The organism is Lentzea sp. NPDC004782, from assembly GCF_040609115.1.
Classification (GTDB): domain Bacteria; phylum Actinomycetota; class Actinomycetes; order Mycobacteriales; family Pseudonocardiaceae; genus Lentzea.
Genome location: NZ_JBEXJN010000066.1, coordinates 16,310 through 33,344 on the forward strand (window position 1 = coordinate 16,310; position 17,035 = coordinate 33,344).

The window sequence follows — 17,035 nt, forward strand, 5'->3', positions numbered from 1 at the left end:
AGGGCGCCTTCATCCACCTGAGGTCGATGAAGGCGCCCTTCATCCACGGCAGCGAAGTTCCCGCGTGCCTTTGCGCCTGGGCAACTACACCGACGTCAGGTAGTCCGTGATCAGACGCGCCCACGGCATCGCGGACTCCAGCGCGATCGCGTGCCCGCAGGCGATGTCGGTGTACTTCGAACCCGGGATCAGGTCCGAGACCTCCTTGCCGAGATGACGCGACAGCAGCTGGTCGCCGGACGCGCCGATCACCAGCGTCGGCTGCGTCACCTGCGGCAGCAAGTCGGTCAGGTCGATCTTCAGGATCAGGTCGACGTGCGCGGGCGACCCGGTCGGCACGCTCGCGCCGATCAGCTCGGCGAAGCCCTCGGCCTGCGCGGGCGTGAGCCGGGCCAGGTACTCCTTGCTGCACATCACCGACAGGATGAACCGCGACAGCACCGCGCGCGAGCCGTCCAGCAACGACTTCCACTCGTCGATCTTCGCCCGCGTCGCGGCGTCGATCCTGGTGAACGGTGCGCTCAGCACCAGCCCGCGCACCCGCTCGGGGTGCCGCACCGCGGCCGTGACCGAGACCGCGCAGCCCATCGAGTAGCCGGCGACGAAGAACGACTCGTGTCCGGCCTTGACCGCGACGTCCACGAGGTCGTCGGCGAGCTTCTCCAGGTCGAGCGGTCCGGCCGCCTTCGGTGAGCCGCCGGAGCCCGGCAGGTCCGGTGCGATGACGGTGAAGTACTGGCTGAGGGTCCCGATGATCGGGCCGTAGTTGGCCTGCACGCTGCCGCCCGCGCCGTGCACGAGCAGCAGGGCCGGGCCGGTGCCCTTGACGACGGTGGACAGGCCGGACATGGGGACCCCCGGGGTTTCGTCAGTCCATGCTGCGGACGATGGTCGGCTCCAACCCCTCGTCGTCGTCCGTGAGGGAACCGCGCCAGGGGAAGTCCAGGGAGATCTCATCGACGGTGTCGTTGTAAAGATGATCCATGGTTTTCACTCCCGTAACTCCCACGACTTTTCTGCGGAACCTCGCTGTTGTCGAGTCGGTTTCGGCCTTGTCAGCACAATAACCGCTGCGATGCTGGGGGAAATACTATTGACTTTCGTCACGGAGTACCAAGTGGCCGCTTTCTCGATCCCACGCACCGGACGGTAGTCATCCGGTCGGTCGAACGAACTGGCGCCGCTCGTCCGGACGGCCCATGATCGTCGATCATGCGGATCGCACTGGCCCTGCTCGCCTGCCTGGGTCTTCTCCTCAGCCCTTCCCCGGCACCGGCCGACGGCCCACAGCCGACGTTCGTGCTGCGTGTGCCCGCTCCGCTCGGCGATTCCGCGCAACGGTTGCTCGGCCTCGGCTACGACGTCGTCGAGCAGCGCGACGGCACCGACCTGTTCGTGATCGGCGACGCGCACACCGCCGACAAGCTCCGCGCGGACGGGTTCCGGTCATCAGTTGAGACGGTGATGCCTCCGTCTCAATGGGCGCCGCGCTCTCTCGCGGATTCGACGTACTACGGCGGCTATCACACCGTCGCCGCGCATATCGCTCATCTCGACGAAGTCGCCGCGACCCATCCCGATCTCGCCACCGTCGTCGACTACGGCGACTCCTGGCGCAAGACCCAGGGCGCCGGCGGATATGACCTGAAAGCCATCTGCATCACGCAGAAACGCCCAGGTGACTGCGCATTGACGCCGACCGCGCCGAAACCGCGCCTGTTCGTGATGGGCCAGCTCCACGCACGCGAAATCACCACCGGCGACATGGCGTGGCGGTTCATCGACGACCTGGTCGGCTCGGACCTCACCGCGATGCTGAGCGCGATCGAGGTCTGGGTCGTGCCGATCGCCAACCCGGACGGCGTCGACATCGTCGAGTCCGGCGGCGACTCGCCCGTGCTGCAGCGCAAGAACGCTCACGGCGACTGCTCGTCGGGCCAGCGCGGCGTCGACCTGAACCGCAACGCCGGCTCGCACTGGGGCGAGGTCGGCACGTCCACGAACAAGTGCAGCGAGATCTACCGCGGCCCGCGCGCCGACTCCGAGGTGGAGACGCAGGCCCTGGAGTCGTTGTGGCGCAAGCTCTACCGCGACACCCGCGAGCCCGGCGACACCGCGGCGGCCTCCCCGGACACCACCGGCGCCGTGATCTCCATGCACAGCTACGGCAACTACGTGCTCTTCCCGTGGGGCTGGAGCACCCAGAAGACCGGCAACGACGCCGCGCTCCGCAAGATCGCGAACGACATGGCCGCGCTGTCCGGTTTCACGGCCGGGCAGCCAGGCGAGGTGCTCTACAACGCGTCCGGTGCCACGGACGACTGGGTGTACGACGACCTGGGCGTGCCGAGCTTCGTGTGGGAGATCGGCGCGTCATCCGGTACCTGCGGCGGTTTCGTGCCGCCGTACTCGTGCCAGAAGGACGTCCATTGGCCGAAAGTGCGTTCCATGCTCGTTTCGGCCATGAAGGCGGCGCAGAAGCCCTACTGACGACGTCCTGACGGCATCTTGGAGGCCATGGGGACTCGATTACTGACCACTGCCGTCGCGTTCAGCCTGCTCTTCACCGGCACGGCCGTCGCGGACGACCAGCAGATCGACCGCAAGATCGTCCAGCAGGCGCTGGAGAAGATCACGAGCACGGCAGCCCAGGGCGCACAGCTGCGCGTCACCGAAGGCCGCCACGGCTTCACCGCCCGTTCCGGTACCGCCGAGCTGGACAGCACCCGGCCGGTGCCGGTCAACGGCAGGTTCCGCGCGGGCAGCATCACCAAGACCTTCACCACGACGGTCGTGCTCCAGCTCGCCGGCGAGGGGAAGGTCGAGCTGGACGCACCCGTGGACCGCTACCTGCCGGGCCTGGTCGACGGCCGCATCACCGTCCGCCAGCTGATGCAGCACACCAGCGGCCTCTACAACTACACCAACGCGATCGGGTTCAGCCCGCAGGCCTTCGAGCCGATCCGGTACAAGCACTGGGAGCCGTCGGAGATCATCGCGATCTCGACGAGCCGGCCGCTGCAGTTCGAGCCGGGCACCAAGTGGGAGTACAACAACACCGGCTTCGTCATCCTCGGCCAGCTGATCGAGAAGATCACCGAGCAGCCCTATGAGCGCGTGCTCCGGCAACGCATCCTGACGCCGTTGCACCTCAACGACACCACGTCACCCGGCGACGACCCGGACCTCCACGGCCCGCACGCCCACTCGTACGGCCTGGTGAACGGCAAGGCGACCGACACGACCCGGTTCAACCCGTCGGTCTTCTGGGCCGTCGGCGACATCGTCACGACGACCAGGGACCTCGACACCTTCTACACCGCGCTGCTCGGCGGGAAGCTCCTCAAGCCCGCGCAGCAGGGCGAACTGCTGAAGACCACGCCGGCGAGCCCCGAGTACGGGCTCGGCCTGTTCGTCCAGAAAGCCCCGTGCGGCACGACGATCGTCGGTCACACCGGCAGCGTGCCGGGCTTCGGCAGCTACGCGTTCTACACGCCGGACCTGCAGCGCCGCGCGGAGCTGTCGGCCACCGCGGGCCTCGGCACCGGTGACCCGGCCCCCGGCTACAACGCCCTTCTCAACGAGATCTTCTGCTAGGAGCAGGGGTTCGGAGCAAGGGATGTCCCTGAGGGCGGTTCAGACTCAGGGACGATGTGCCGATCCCCGTGCCTCGCCAAGGTGGGAGGCATGGGGATTCGACTGGTAGCAACGGTTACCGCAGCAAGTCTGCTGGCCCTGACCACCGCGGGCACCGCTCTCGCCGACGAGCAGGGCGTGGACCGCAAGGTCGTTCAGCAGGCGTTGGACCAGATGACGCAGGGCGGGGGAGCGCTCGGCGTGCAGGCCAGGGTCACGGACGGGCGGCAGCGCTTCACCGCCCGTTCCGGCAAGGCCGACCTGAACAGCGACCGTCCCGTGCCCGAGAACGGCCGGTTCCGCGTCGGCAGCATCACGAAGACGTTCGTGTCGACGGTGTTGTTGCAGCTCGCGGGCGAGGGCAGGCTCGAACTGGACGCACCGGTCGTCCGGTACCTGCCCGGCCTGATCGACAGCCGCATCACCGTCCGCCAGGTCATGCAGCACACGAGCGGCCTCTACAACTACACCAACGCGCTGCCGCTCAGCCCGGACGAGTTCGAGAAGATCCGCTACAAGCACTGGACTCCGCAGGAGCTCCTCGCGCTGTCCACGAGCAAGCCGCTCGACTTCGAGCCCGGCACGAAGTGGAGCTACTCCAACACCAACTACGTCGTCGCCGGCCTGCTCGTCGAGAAGCTGACCGGCAGGCCCTACGAGAAGGCCGTCGAGCAGCGGATCCTGAGGCCGTTGCACCTCGACGACACCGAAGTGCCCGGCGACAACCCGAACATCAACGGCCCGCACGCGCGCGCCTGGTGGACCGTGGCCGGCCAGCCGTCCGAGATCACCCGCATGAACCCGTCGGTCGCCTGGTCCGCCGGTGAGATGATCTCCACGACGCGCGACCTCGACACGTTCGTGACCGCGTTGGCGAGCGGCAAGCTGCTCAAGCCCGCGCAGCAGCAGGAGATCAGCAAGACCACCGCGGTCAGCCCCAGCTACGGCCTCGGCCTGGTGGTGCAGACACTGCCGTGCGGCACCAAGGTCATGGGCCACAGCGGCGGCATCCCCGGCTACTCCTCGGAGATGCTGACCACGCCGGACACCAAGAAGCGCCTGGAGCTCAACGCCACCTCCGCTCCGGAGGACGGCAACCCCGGTGAAGCCCTGAACAAGCTCCTCACCGAGGTCTTCTGCTGACGATGAAACTGGTAGCCGCACTCACCGCGGCCACCCTGCTCGCCACGGCCGGTGTCGCCTCCGCGGCACCGGCCGGTCAGCAGGCGGCCGTGCAGCGGATGCTCGACCATCTCGCCACGTCCACCAACGCGCTCGGCATCCAGGCGCGGGTCACCGGACTGGGCGAGTTCCGGTCCGGCGTCGCCGAGCTCGGGTCGCGCAAACCCGTGCCGCACAACGGAACCTTCCGCATCGGCAGCGTCACCAAGCCGTTCGTGGCGACGGTGGCGCTGCAGCTGGCCGGCGAGGGCAGGCTCGGCCTGGACACGCCGGTCGTCCGCTACCTGCCCGGTCTGGTCGACGACCGGATCACCGTTCGTGAGCTGTTGCAGCACACCAGTGGTCTCTACGACTACACGGACGCGCTGCCGCTCGACCCGCAAGGGTTCCCGTCGATCCGCTACCGGACGTTCGATCCGCGCGAACTGGTCGCGATCGCCACCAGCCGGCCGCTCGGGTTCGAACCCGGCACGCAGCACAGCTACTCCAACACCAACTACGTCGTCGTCGGTCTGCTCATCGAGAAGATCACCGGCAGGCCGTACGCATGGGCGGTCGAGCAGCGGATCCTGAGGCCGCTCAAGCTCAAGGACACCGTCGTGCCCGGCAACGACGTCGACCTGCCCGGTCCGCACGCGCACGGCTACTTCCCCGACGCGGCAGGCACACCGGTCGACGTCACGCGCCTCAACCCGTCGTGGGGCGGAGCGGCGGGGGAGATGATCTCGACGACGCGCGACCTCGACACGTTCCTCGACGCGCTGCTCACCGGCAGACTGCTCAAACCCGAGCAGCAGAAGGAGCTCACGAGGACCACGCCGGCGAGTCCGGACTACGGCCTGGGCATCTCGATCCTGGGGTTGTCGTGCGCCACGCTGTACGGCCACGACGGCACGATTCCCGGTTACGGGGCGATGATGATCGGCACGTCCGCGAAGCGGGTGACGTTGTCGGTCAACGATGCCGCGAACGGCCGCACGCCCGGCGACGGCTACCTCAAGCTCGTGGAGTCCGTTTTCTGCTGAGCGCAAACGAAAGGGGAGCTGGGCTGACCAGCTCCCCTCCCGGCGTTGCGAAGACCGCGCCTAGCCGAGCGCGTTCCTCATCGCTGTGATCAACTCTCCGTCCGCGGTGTCACCCGTGAGCTCCCAGAAGAACGCGCCGCCAAGGCCCTGGCCGCGGGCCCAGGAGATCTTGGACGCGATCGTCTGCGGGGTGTCGTAGCTCCACCACTGGCCGTTGCAGAACGCATAGGCCGTGCCGGCCACGGTGCCCGTTGCGGGGCACTTGGTCTTGAGCACCTTGTAGTCCTCGATGCCCTGCTCGAACGTGCCCGGAGCCGGACCCGTCGCCGTGCCACCGGGAGCCGCCTGCGTGACGCCCTGCCAGCCGCGGCCGTAGAAGCCGATGCCGAGCAGGAGCTTGCCGGCCGGAACACCCTTGCCGCGCAGCTTGGTGAGGGCGGCCTCGGAGTTGAAGCCGGCGGTCGGGATGCCGCTGTAGCTGGTCAGAGGCGAGTGCGGGGCCGTCGGGCCCTGCGCCGCCCACGCACCGAAGTAGTCGTACGTCATGACGTTGTACCAGTCGACGTACTGCGCCGCGCCACCGTAGTCGGCCGCGTCGATCTTGCCGCCGTTGGAGCCGTCAGCGGTGATCGCCGAGGTGACGAGCAGCGAGCCGAACCGCGCCCGCAACGCCTGCATCAGGTTCTTGTAAGCCGCGAAACCGCTGGTGTCGCAGCTGTTGCCACAGGCGTTCGGGTACTCCCAGTCGATGTCGATGCCGTCGAAGACGTCGGCCCACCGCGAGTCCTTGATCAGGTTGTAGCAGGACTCGGCGAACGCCGTCGGGTTGGCCGCGGCCTGACCGAAGCCGGCCGACCAGGTCCAGCCGCCGAACGAGTACAGCACCTTGAGGTTCGGGTACTTCTTCTTCAGCTTGCGCAACTGGTTGAAGTTGCCGCGCACCGGCTGGTCCCACGTGTCGGCGACGCCGTCCACGCTCTCCGCCGCCGTCATCGCCTTCTCGATGGCGGGGTAGGACTCACCGATGGTGCACTGCCCGTTCGAAACGTTGCCGAACGCGTAGTTGATGTGCGTGAGCTTCGCCGCCGAACCCGAGGTGTCGATGTTCTTCACCTGGTAGTTGCGCGCCGGGTAGACACCCCACTCCGCGAAGTAGCCCAGGTTGATCTTCCCGGGAGGCGGCGGCGGACCGGTCGTGGTCGTGGTGGTGGTGGTAGTCGTAGTGGTGGTGGTGCTTGTGGTGGTCGTCGTGGTCGGGTTCGTCCCGCCCGCGTCGCACGAGCCACCGTTCAGCTTGCAGTCGGTGGGCGGCGCCCACGTACCCGTGTACGCGCCGTTGAAGCCGAAGCTCGCCGACTGGCCGACACCGATGTTGCCGTTCCAGGTGTTCTTCACCGTGACGACCTGACCGGACGTGGTGTAGCTACCGTCCCAGAGGGAGGTCACGCGGTGGTTGGCAGGCAGGGTGAACTCGACAGTCCACGACGTCAGGGCCGCCGTGCTGTTGTTCGTGATCGTGTACTTGCCCTCGAAGCCCGTTCCCCAGTCCGAACCCTTGGAGAACGTGGCGGACACGCCACCGGCACCGCTCGCGGCGGGCACGACGACGATACCGAGGACCATCGCGGCGACGGCCGCGAAGAGAGCAGCAAGATGCCATCGGAACTTGGACATCGGTCTCCTCAGTCGCAGGGGTAACCGGAACGATGTGGTTTAGACCACTTCAGGGTCAAGGTCTAGACCTCTGTCGTTACTCGAACGGAGTAGCCTGAAAACGGTTCCGGTCTACTTGGTTAACCATTGGAGGGGTTCCGACCCGACGCCTCTTCGGGTTGAGTTTCGTGTCGCTGACTGCGCAAAGAGGACGGTCGGCCCTAACTTCGTTCCATGCCAAAGCGTTTCTCCACGGCGCGCGGCCGCGAGTTCGGCGACGGCGTCCGCGCGGCCATCGCCCGGACCGGCCTGACCGGGCGCGAGATCTGCGAGAAGATCGGCTGGGACCCGAGCAAGCTGTCGGACCTGTTCCACGGCAAGGGCGGCTGCTCGGAAGTCGATCTCGCGATCCTGCTGAGCTTCTGCCACATCGCTCCGGACGAGCGCGACCACATGTTGCAGGTCTTCCGGCAGATGGACACGAAAGACTGGTGGCAGCACCACGGCGCCACTCATCCCGTGCTCGCCCGGACCTGGTACGAACATCTCCGCAAGGCCAAGGAGTTCATCAGCTGGTGCCCGTTGCTGATCCCCGGACTGCTTCAGCTTCCGGACTACATGCGAGCCGTCTTCGCGGCCACCGTTGGCGTTCCCGATGACGAGATCGAACAACGGGTCGCCGCGCGTCTAGGCGTGCAGGAGGTGTTCCGGCAGCGGCTCAAGTGCACGTTCTTCATCCACGAGCAGATCCTTTTCGTGCCGGTGGGTGGAGCGGATGTGTTGCGGGCGCAGTTGCACCACCTGCTGCAGATGTCGGTGCGTCCGTACATCGAGATCCGGATCGTGCCCATCGCAGCGGGTGCTCATGCTGGTTTCGCGGGTTCGTTCGAGCTGATGAAGTTCCATCGGATCGAGCCTGTCGTTTTCATCGAGTGCGAGAACTCCGACCTCATCATCGAGGGAAAGACAGCTGTCAACGGCTACGCGAACGTGCTCACGTCACTCGATCGGACTGCGTTGGATGCGGAACAATCCCGCAGGAGGATCCTTGAACTAGCAACCTGAGGAGGCGCCTCTCATGTGGCGCAAGAGCAGCTACAGCAGCAACGCGGGCAACTGCGTCGAGGTGGCGACCGGTGTCGGCATCCGTGACAGCAAGGCTCCCTCAGCCCACCTCTCGCTCAGCTCTGACTCGTGGTCGGCGTTCCTCCGCGCTGTCAAGGCTCGCGAGCAGGCGTAACCCGTCGTCGGCCGGGCTGCCGGGAGCTGCGGACAGCACCAGCAGCTCCATCCCCGACTCGTCGGGCAGCGAGAAGTTCTCCTGGTGCAGCTCCAGCAGTCCGACCAGCGGGTGCCGATACGTCTTGCACCCGTGCCCACGAGCGCGCACGTCCGCACGAGCCCAGAGCCGGCGGAACCGCTCACTCCCCATCGACAGCTCGCCGATGAGCGAGGCCAGCCGGGGGTCGTCCGGGTACTTGCCCGCGGCCAGCCGCAGGTGTCCGACGACATCGAGGGTGCACTTCTCCCATTCCGCGTAGAGGTCGGTGTCCTCGAGGAAGATGTGCCGCGCGGTGTTCATGCCCTGCAACGGCCGGTTGTAGAGCAGCCCGGCGAGGCGGTTTCCGGCGAGCACGTCCATGCGGTGGTTCACGATCACCGCGGGTGCGTCCGTGATCAGGCCGAGGACGCGCAGCAGTTCCGGCCGGACCCGGCCGCTGGGTGCCTTCGCGGTGCGGCGGCGCTGGCGGGCGAGGCGGTGGAGGTGCTCGCGTTCGGTCTCGTCGAGGCGCAGGACGCGGGCGAGCGCGTCGAGGACCTGTTCGGAGGGCTGGGTCGCGCGGCCCTGTTCCAGGCGCACGTAGTAGTCGACGCTCACGCCGGACAGGTGCGCGACCTCTTCGCGGCGCAGTCCGGCGACGCGGCGGTGCCGGTCCACGGGGATGCCGACGGACTCCGGGGCGACTCGGGAACGCCGGATCCGCAGGAAGTTCGCCAGATCGTCCACCTCTCCAGTATGGCCTCGGTGGTGCGGGTGAGGGTGGTACTGCCGTTACCAGGAAGTCCAGTCCCTGAACGCGGAGGCGGTGAGCGCCGCAGGATCGAAAAGCACCCGATCTGAAGGAGTTCCCAGTGAAGACGCTGATCGTCTACGCCCATCCGGAGCCGAAGTCGCTGAACGGCTCGTTGAAGGACCTCGCGGTGTCCACATTGGAGAGTGCTGGGCACGAGGTGCGGGTGAGCGACCTGTACGCGATGAACTGGAAGGCGGTGGTGGACGCTTCCGACTACGGCTCATCGGCGTCAAGCCCGCTGAAGGTGGCCCTGGACTCCGGACGGGCCTTCGACGCCGGGACGCTCACCCCGGACGTCCGCGCCGAGCAGGAGAAGCTGCTGTGGGCGGACACGATCATCTTCCAGTTCCCGCTGTGGTGGTACACGATGCCCGCGATCCTCAAGGGCTGGGTCGACCGGGTGTTCACCTACCACTTCGCGTACGGCGTGGGCGAGCACAGTGACACGAAGTACGGCGAGCGCTTCGGGGAAGGCACGCTCGCGGGCAGGAGGGCCGTGCTGTCGGTGACCGCGGGTGGCCCGGAGTCGCACTACGCCGCTCGCGGGATCAACGGGCCGATCGAGGACCTGCTGTTCCCGATCCACCACGGCATCCTCTACTACCCCGGCATCGAGGTGTTGCCGCCGTTCGTGCTCTACGGCGTCGACCGCATGACCAGCGAGGACTACGCGGATGCCGCCAAGGCCTGGGAGCAGCGGCTGCTCACGCTGGAGTCAACCGAGCCGATCCCGTTCCGGCGGCAGAACTTCGGTGACTACGAGATCCCCTCGCTGAACCTGAAGGAGGGGCTGGAGCCCGCCGGTCGCACGGGTTTCGGGCTCCACGTGCGCTGACTGTCAAGTGTGAGCAAACCTTTACACGATCAGCCGATCGCCCGCTCCGCGCCCCAGGCCGCGATGTCCTCCCGGCTCTGCAGCCCCAGCTTCTCGCGCAGCCGCTGCAACCGGGAGGCCACCGTCCGCACCGACACGCCGAGCCGGTTCGCGATCTGCTGGTTCGTGAGGCCTGTGGCCAGCAACGCGATCAGACGCCGTTCGTGGTCGTCCAACGAGTCGTGGGCTGCTTCAGTGCGGTCGAGCCACACCTCGTCCTGAATGACCGCCTCGATCTCGGTGGCGGTCAACGGAGTGGAGGCGGCGTCCGCGCGCGCTACGGACAGCATCAGCCGTGCGGTGCGCATGGCACCGCCAACCTTCTCCGCCCAGAACGGATCCGGCACCACCCCGACCGAGCGGCGCAGCGCTCGTCCGGTCGCCTCAAGTCGTAGCGCGCGCTCGGCCTGACCGCGCATCAACGCCACGATCGCCAGCCCCTCCAAGGCGTCGGGTGCGGTCAGCGGGCTCACGCCGTCCATGCGCAGCGCCTCCTGGAAGGCGTGTGTCGCCTCGTCCAGGTCGCCCTGCACCAACGCCACCGCGCCGCGTGTGTTCAACGCGGAGGCGATGCGCGCGGGCGCGCCTGACGTGCGCGAGATGGGCAACGCCTTCATGACGGCCTTCTCGGCCCGTTCATGCTTACCGAGCGACAACGCCGTACGGGCCAAGTCCACCAAACAGGTCGCACGCGCAAGAGGTTCGCCCAACAACTCGGCGACGCGCAGGCACTCGGTGTTGTTCTCGTCCGACGCCTCCCACTCGCCGGAAGACTGCTGCACGGCGGCCAACGTGCTGCGGGAGCTCATCACCAGCGCCGGGTGCCCGATCGACCGCGCCAACCAGGAAGCCTCGCCCGACAGCTCGATCGCCTCGTCGTGATCGCCCTGCTCGGCCGCGAACCGGGCGGCGTGGTTCAGCGCCACGCAGCGGTAGTCGTCCCGAGTGGACGGTCGGCGCAACGCGTCCCGCAGCAGGACACGCGCCTGCCCCAGCCGTCCGCGCCGGGCCGCGCAGTCCGCCAGTGCGGAAGTCAGCAGCAGCAACCGTTCGTCGGCGCGCTCGGCCGCCCACTCGACCGTTCCGAGCAGGCTGTCGACGTGGTTGTCGAGCTTGTCCTGCACCTCGAACGGCACCGACAGCGGTGAGGTGATCAGCACGTCCGACAGGTCGGTGAACCAGCGCGCCACGGCTTCGTAGGCGATGTCGAGCTCGCCCGCCGCGACGAGCTTCTCCCGCGCGTGCAACCGAACCGACTCCAGCTGCCGGAAGCGCGTCGTGCCGGGCACGGCCGTCACCAGCGACTTGGCCTGCAGCCGGGACAACACGTCCAGCACCGGCTCCGCCGACCGCTCCGACGAGCAGACCTCGGTGGCCGCGACCAGGTCGAAGCCGCCGTCGAAGACCGACAGGCGCCGCAACGCGAACTGCTCGTCCGGCCGCAGCAACCGGTAGCTCCAGTCGATCGCCTCGCGCAGGGAACGCTGACGCGACGGCGACTTGCGGCAGCCCAGCGTCAGCAGTTCCAGCGGCTCGTCCATCCGGTCGCAGATGTCCGCGACGGGCAGCAGCTGCACCCACCGCGCCGCCAGCTCGATCGCGAGCGGCATGCCCTCCAGCCGTGCGCACAACAAGGCGACCGCCGCGGTGTTCGACGGGGTCAGCCGGAAGTCGGGCTTGCGCTCGCGGGCCCGTTCCACGAACAGCTTCACGGCCTCGGAGCGCGGCGCCGCGGTCGTGACGAGGTCGCGGTCCGTCGACGGCACCGGCAGTCCCTCGACGTGGAAGCTGACCTCACCGGTGATCCACAGCGCCTCGCGCGACGTCGCCAGCACCCGGACGCCGGGGCAGCGGTTGAGCAGCAGGTCGGTCAGCTCGGCGCACGTGTCGAGGAGGTGTTCGCAGTTGTCGAGGACCACGACCACCTTCATGTTCACGAGCGTTTCCAGGACCGTGTCGCGCAACGGCTCGTCCGGTTGCGCGACAACACCCAGTGCGTGCGCGACAGCGGGCATGACGTCCTGAGGACTGGTCACCTCGCCGAGCTCGACGAGCAGGACCCGGTCCGTCCGCCCGCGCCGCAACCGGCCCGCGGCCTCCAGCGCCAGTCGCGTCTTACCCGCACCCGCACTGCCGACGAGCGTAACGAGACGGTGCCTGCGCATCAGCTGGTCGAGCTTCGACAGTTCCGGCTGGCGGCCGACGAACGTGTCGCGCGCTGCGGGCAAATTTGAGAGCACACGCAAGTTCCTGCTGCTCACCGGAGTGGACGCGGGAACGGCCGCGCGGCGGCGGTAAGCCCTTTGGCGGCAGGCGTTGGAGCAGTAGGACCTGCGCTGCTCGGAGGTGGCGGGAGGCAGCGTGCCGTCGCACAGGGCGCAACGTCCGGTGCTGGTCATGAGGCCCTCTCCTCCAGCCGTAACGGCAGGCCGTCCCCGTCTCGGTACGGCAGAACCGCAGGTCGCGACTGGTGACCTGCCGCGTGCAACCCGTTACACGTCTTCGGGTGCGAGACGGTTCGCGCTGTGCTCGTTATGCCTGCCTTTTCGAGACGCTCGTTCGGGGACAAACTGGCCACGGTTCCGGTCTGACAGGGAGTCCGCATGACGTTGACAACCAGCACCTCGTGGGCGAGCACAGGCCTGCAACTGGTGGACAAGCCGCGCACGATCACCGTCGGCATCGCCGACGACGAGGTTCTGATCCGCACCGGAGTCCGCGGCGTGCTGGAGCGTTCCGGCAACGTCGTGGTGGTCGGTGAGGCGGGGGACGGCAGCGGTGCCGTCGAGCTCGCGCGGCGCCACCGGCCGCAGGTGCTGCTGATGGACGCCGCGATGCCCGGCATGGAGGGTCTTGCGGCGGTGCGCCTGGTGCGCAGGCACGTGCCGGGCACCCAGGTGATCATGCTGTGCACCCCGCAGACCGAGGAGATGTTGTTCCCGGCCCTGCGCGCCGGCGCGGCGGGATTCCTGTTCAAGAACGGCGAACCCGACGCTCTGGTCAACGCCGTGCGCGTGGTCGCCGCGGGCGAGGCCGTCCTGTCGCCGTCCGCGACACGCGCGCTCGTCGACCACTTCACCGGCGCCGACTCGGAACGCCGTGACGCCGCGCGCAGCCGCATCAGCCTGCTCACCCGGCGGGAGCAGGAAGTGCTGGTGTACCTCGCACAGGGCATGGCGAACGCGCGCATCGCAAGGCTCATGTACCTCTCGGAAGGGGCGATCAAGGCCCACGTGAGCCGACTGCTGACGAAACTGCGGTGCGACAACCGCGTCCAAGCCGCTCTCATCGCACGCGACGCCGCCCTTCCCTGCTGAACTGACTGTTGCAACGGCGCAGCAGCCAGCCTAGCCAGGAGAGATCGCGTCGCGAAGCAGGTCACCCGGTTGGCCCCGTCCAGAAAGATGTCGCTTTCCCGCCAGCGTCTTGGTTGGCAGCACGTCATGCTGGTGCGCATGCGCTTGAGCGCGTTCACAAAACGCTTGCCTTTCAAGGCACCTCTTTGCCGTGACAACCTGTTCGGTCACCTGATCGCGACCGCGGTGCCCGGCGTGGAGGAGTGGCGCGACGGCGTGTACCGGCGCTCATTGCGTCTCCCTTTCGGTTGCGGGATCGCGTCTTTGCGGCCCTTGACCGATCACGTCGAGTGCACTGTGGAGCTGTCGGACGAACGTGATCTGCCCAAAGCTCTAGACCTTTGCCGTTTCCTGCTCGATCTCGACGTCGATCCGGCCGAGGTCGACGACGTGTTGTCTTCTGACCCGTTGTTGGCACAACTGGTGTTGAGTGCGCCAGGCCGTCGTGTGCCGCGCACGGTCGACGGCGCGGAGTTCGCCATCCGGGCCGTGCTGGGCCAACAGGTTTCCACGAAGGCCGCGCGCACGCACGCCGCCCGTCTCGTGTCGCGTTACGGCACACCGGTCGGTGACCTGTTCCTGTTCCCGCTGGAGTTCGACGTCGCCGACCTCGCGATGCCGCAGTCCCGGCGCCGCACGATGGCCGCGTTGCTGGACGCGCTTCAGTCCGGTTTGGACCTGTCTCCCACTGCTGATCGCGCGGTCGCGCGCGAGTGGTTGTCGACGCTGCCGGGCTTCGGCCCGTGGACCGTGGAATCGATTGCGATGCGGTCGCTGGGCGATCCGGACGCGTTCCTGCCGACCGATCTCGGCATCCGACTGGCCGCCAAGGCGTTGGGCCTGCCCTCGACGCCCGGCGCGTTGATCAGGCGTTCGGAGGTGTGGCGGCCGTGGCGGGCGTACGCGGTGCAGCACCTGTGGGCGACCGGTGATCACGAGGTGAACCGGATTCCGGCCTGAGCTGGACGCTCGCGTACATCGCCGCCGCCGAGGGGCGGTGCACGAAACCGGGCAACGGCGGCGGATCCTGCGCAAACCGTTGCAAATCAACGAACACGTCGTGCGCGCCGGCCGGGCGCGCCTCGGGGTCCTTGGCCAGCAACCGCTGCACGACCGGGTCGAGCGGGCTGCGCAGCCGCCGCGGCGGTTCCTTCACGTGCTTGTCGAACACCGCGTACGCCGTCGGCCCGGTGAACAGCTGTTCACCGGTCAGCATCTCGTGCAGCACGCACCCCAGCGCGTAGAGGTCGCTGCGCGGTTCGGCGGTACCGCGCTGGATCTGTTCGGGCGCCATGTACGACGGCGTCCCGAGGATCTGACCGGCCCGGCTGAACGGCGCCACGTCGCTCTCCTTGAGCAGCGCGAGCCCGAAGTCGAGCACCTTCACCGCGCCGTCCGGGCACAGCATCAGGTTGGTGGGCTTGAGATCCCGGTGGCAGATGCCCTGCCCGTGCGCCTCCGCGAGCACCGCGGCCGCCTGCGCCGCGATGTTCGCCGCCCACGCCTGAGGCAGCGGGCCGAACTCGCCGACCAGGTCCGCGACCGTGACGCCGTCCACGAACTGCATGACCTGGAACAGCCGCTGGTCGTAGGTGCCGAAGTCGTACAGGACCGGCACTCCGGGGTGCTCCAGCCTGGCCACGATCCGCGCCTCGCGGGCGAACCGGTGCTGCACCTCGTCGTCGCTGCCCGGCAGCCGCAGCAGCTTGACCGCGACCCGCCGGTCCAGGCGCAGGTCCCGCCCCCGGTGCACGGCACCCATGCCGCCCCGCCCCAGCGGCAGGTCGTCGATCTCGTAGCGGTCGGCGATCAGCACTCGGGAAGCCTAACCGTCAGACCGGGCCGATCTGGCCGCCGAGCAGCCCCGCGTACCCCAGCCGGACCAGTCCGGCGGCTTCCTGGAGGCCTGCTTCGAGTGCTTTCAGCTGCGCGAACACCTGTCCGTACCGGCGTTGCGCGTGGATCGGCAGCGAAGGCACCTGCGTCCGGCGCACGTCCAGTCGCGTGGATCCGGTGGGGGTGCGGGCGAACGCGGCGCGCAGCACGCCTTCGAGGAAGTCCGGGTCGACCCGGTCCGGGTCGATCTCGTAGGTGGCTCCGGTGGGGGAGGTGACGACGTGCGCGCCGGGGGCGCCGCGGACCAGCTCGCCGATCGTGGTCATCGGTGGCTGGGCCTGTTCCTGCAGCTCAGGGAGGTCGGGGAGGGTGAAGTCCGGCTGGGCGGCGAGGTAGGACGAGGCGTCGGTGCGGCTGCGGCGGGCGGGGCTGAGGTCGACGTCGTCGTCCAACAGGTCGATCACGTGCGTGTTCGGCTCGACCGGTCCCGGTCCTTCCAGCAGCGCGATCCGCTCGGGCACGCGGCCGATCGGGTTGCGCAGCAGCCAGAGGTCGCGGCCCTGCTGCACGGTGATCACGGCGCGGATCGCCCCGGCGCGCAACAGGTTGCCGCGGATCCGCTTGCCCGGCCGTCTCGACGCGGCGGCGGACGGCAGCAGCACCGCCACCTGACCACCGGGCTTGGCGAGCGACAGGCAGTGCTGCAGCCAGGCCAGTTCCGGTTCGCCGCGCGGTGGCAGGCCGTAGGTCCACCTGGGGTCGCCGACCAGCTCCTCGTGCCCCCACGTCCGGTCGTGCCACGGCGGGTCGCAGAGCACCGCATCCGCCTTCTGGGCGATCCCGTTGTGCCGCAAGGAGTCGCCGGTGATGATCTGCGCCTCGGGCAACCGCCGCCGTGCGATGACCGCCGACACCGGATCCAGCTCCTGCCCGATCTTGTGACGTGCCCTCGACGCCTTGAGCAGGTTTCCGGTCCCGCACGCCGGATCGATCACCGTGTCGCCGTCGGTCGTGGCGAGCACGACCTCGACGACCTCGGGCGGAGTGGGGTTCAGCAGCCGCGAGTGGGCCTCCAGGTAGCGCTCGTGCAGGAACTCGAAGGTCTGCGCGTCGGCGTCGACCGCCGCGAGCGCCTCGCCGAGCCGCAGGTCGTCGACGGTGCGCAGCTGCGTCCAGAGCCGCTCGGCCGGCGACACGCGGAACGGCTTGCCGTTGCGCCGCAACCACGTCTCGACGTCGCGCAGCAGGTACAACGGACTGGAGGCCGTCCCGCCGACCGGCGAGGGGAAGTCCTCGAACCGCCGCCGCCAGTTCGACACGGCCGCCCGCCCCACGTCGGCGAGGCGAGCGATGTCCCCGGCGTTGACCGTCTCATCCATGTTCACAACAGTATTGCTT

At 68.3% G+C, this 17,035-nt stretch carries 15 protein-coding genes; 9 read left to right on the plus strand and 6 right to left on the minus strand.

Annotated features, from left to right (window positions below):
- Nucleotides 1–84 precede the first annotated feature (84 nt).
- Nucleotides 85–849, minus strand: coding sequence for an alpha/beta hydrolase (locus ABZV40_RS39275; RefSeq protein WP_355454029.1), 765 nt, complete (start codon nt 847–849; stop codon nt 85–87).
- A gap of 363 nt (nt 850–1,212) precedes the next feature.
- Here ABZV40_RS39275 and ABZV40_RS39280 point away from each other — a divergent pair, with 363 nt between their 5' ends.
- From ABZV40_RS39280 to ABZV40_RS39295, 4 genes are all read left to right on the plus strand, one after another.
- Nucleotides 1,213–2,490, plus strand: coding sequence for a M14 family zinc carboxypeptidase (locus ABZV40_RS39280; RefSeq protein WP_355454031.1), 1,278 nt, complete (start codon nt 1,213–1,215; stop codon nt 2,488–2,490).
- A 27-nt stretch (nt 2,491–2,517) separates the two neighbouring features.
- Nucleotides 2,518–3,597: a serine hydrolase domain-containing protein gene (locus ABZV40_RS39285; protein WP_355454034.1), complete on the plus strand. Its 1,080-nt coding sequence runs from the start codon at nt 2,518–2,520 to the stop codon at nt 3,595–3,597.
- Nucleotides 3,598–3,687: 90 nt separating this feature from the next.
- Complete coding sequence (locus ABZV40_RS39290; RefSeq protein ID WP_355454037.1) at nt 3,688–4,779, plus strand: serine hydrolase domain-containing protein; 1,092 nt, start codon at nt 3,688–3,690, stop codon at nt 4,777–4,779.
- Nucleotides 4,780–4,781: 2 nt separating this feature from the next.
- Nucleotides 4,782–5,843, plus strand: coding sequence for a serine hydrolase domain-containing protein (locus tag ABZV40_RS39295; RefSeq protein ID WP_355454040.1), 1,062 nt, complete (start codon nt 4,782–4,784; stop codon nt 5,841–5,843).
- A gap of 60 nt (nt 5,844–5,903) precedes the next feature.
- Here ABZV40_RS39295 and ABZV40_RS39300 read toward each other — a convergent pair whose 3' ends face one another.
- Nucleotides 5,904–7,517 (minus strand): glycosyl hydrolase family 18 protein, encoded by a 1,614-nt coding sequence (locus tag ABZV40_RS39300; protein ID WP_355454043.1) that lies wholly within the window; start codon nt 7,515–7,517, stop codon nt 5,904–5,906.
- Nucleotides 7,518–7,730: 213 nt separating this feature from the next.
- Between ABZV40_RS39300 and ABZV40_RS39305 the strand changes: the two genes are divergently transcribed.
- Both ABZV40_RS39305 and ABZV40_RS39310 read left to right on the plus strand, forming a co-directional pair.
- Nucleotides 7,731–8,561, plus strand: a complete 831-nt coding sequence (locus ABZV40_RS39305) for a helix-turn-helix transcriptional regulator (protein ID WP_355454046.1) — start codon at nt 7,731–7,733, stop codon at nt 8,559–8,561.
- Between the two features lie 13 nt (nt 8,562–8,574).
- The gene (locus tag ABZV40_RS39310; protein ID WP_355454049.1) at nt 8,575–8,736 is read left to right on the plus strand and encodes a DUF397 domain-containing protein; all 162 of its coding nucleotides are present in this window, start codon (nt 8,575–8,577) and stop codon (nt 8,734–8,736) included.
- Here ABZV40_RS39310 and ABZV40_RS39315 read toward each other — a convergent pair.
- Nucleotides 8,662–9,504: a helix-turn-helix transcriptional regulator gene (locus ABZV40_RS39315; RefSeq protein WP_355454052.1), complete on the minus strand. Its 843-nt coding sequence runs from the start codon at nt 9,502–9,504 to the stop codon at nt 8,662–8,664. The genes ABZV40_RS39310 and ABZV40_RS39315 overlap by 75 nt on opposite strands.
- Nucleotides 9,505–9,629: 125 nt before the next feature.
- On the opposite strand from ABZV40_RS39315, the gene ABZV40_RS39320 reads away from it, so the two are divergent.
- A complete protein-coding gene (locus ABZV40_RS39320) occupies nt 9,630–10,406 on the plus strand; it encodes an NAD(P)H-dependent oxidoreductase (RefSeq protein WP_355454055.1) in 777 nt (258 codons plus the stop codon).
- Nucleotides 10,407–10,435: 29 nt separating this feature from the next.
- On the opposite strand, the gene ABZV40_RS39325 is transcribed toward ABZV40_RS39320, so the two are convergent.
- Nucleotides 10,436–12,844, minus strand: coding sequence for a tetratricopeptide repeat protein (locus ABZV40_RS39325; RefSeq protein WP_355454057.1), 2,409 nt, complete (start codon nt 12,842–12,844; stop codon nt 10,436–10,438).
- 204 nt (nt 12,845–13,048) lie between these two features.
- Between ABZV40_RS39325 and ABZV40_RS39330 the strand changes: the two genes are divergently transcribed.
- Together ABZV40_RS39330 and ABZV40_RS39335 are read left to right on the plus strand one after the other, a co-directional pair.
- Complete coding sequence (locus tag ABZV40_RS39330) at nt 13,049–13,762, plus strand: response regulator transcription factor (protein ID WP_355454059.1); 714 nt, start codon at nt 13,049–13,051, stop codon at nt 13,760–13,762.
- Between the two features lie 138 nt (nt 13,763–13,900).
- Entirely contained in the window at nt 13,901–14,761 is an 861-nt protein-coding gene (locus ABZV40_RS39335) for a DNA-3-methyladenine glycosylase (RefSeq protein ID WP_355454061.1), read from the plus strand.
- Here ABZV40_RS39335 and ABZV40_RS39340 read toward each other — a convergent pair.
- Nucleotides 14,667–15,617, minus strand: coding sequence for a serine/threonine-protein kinase (locus tag ABZV40_RS39340; protein ID WP_355454063.1), 951 nt, complete (start codon nt 15,615–15,617; stop codon nt 14,667–14,669). The genes ABZV40_RS39335 and ABZV40_RS39340 overlap by 95 nt on opposite strands.
- A gap of 16 nt (nt 15,618–15,633) precedes the next feature.
- The gene (locus tag ABZV40_RS39345; protein ID WP_355454065.1) at nt 15,634–17,016 is read right to left on the minus strand and encodes an N-6 DNA methylase; all 1,383 of its coding nucleotides are present in this window, start codon (nt 17,014–17,016) and stop codon (nt 15,634–15,636) included.
- Between the last annotated feature and the right edge of the window lie 19 nt (nt 17,017–17,035).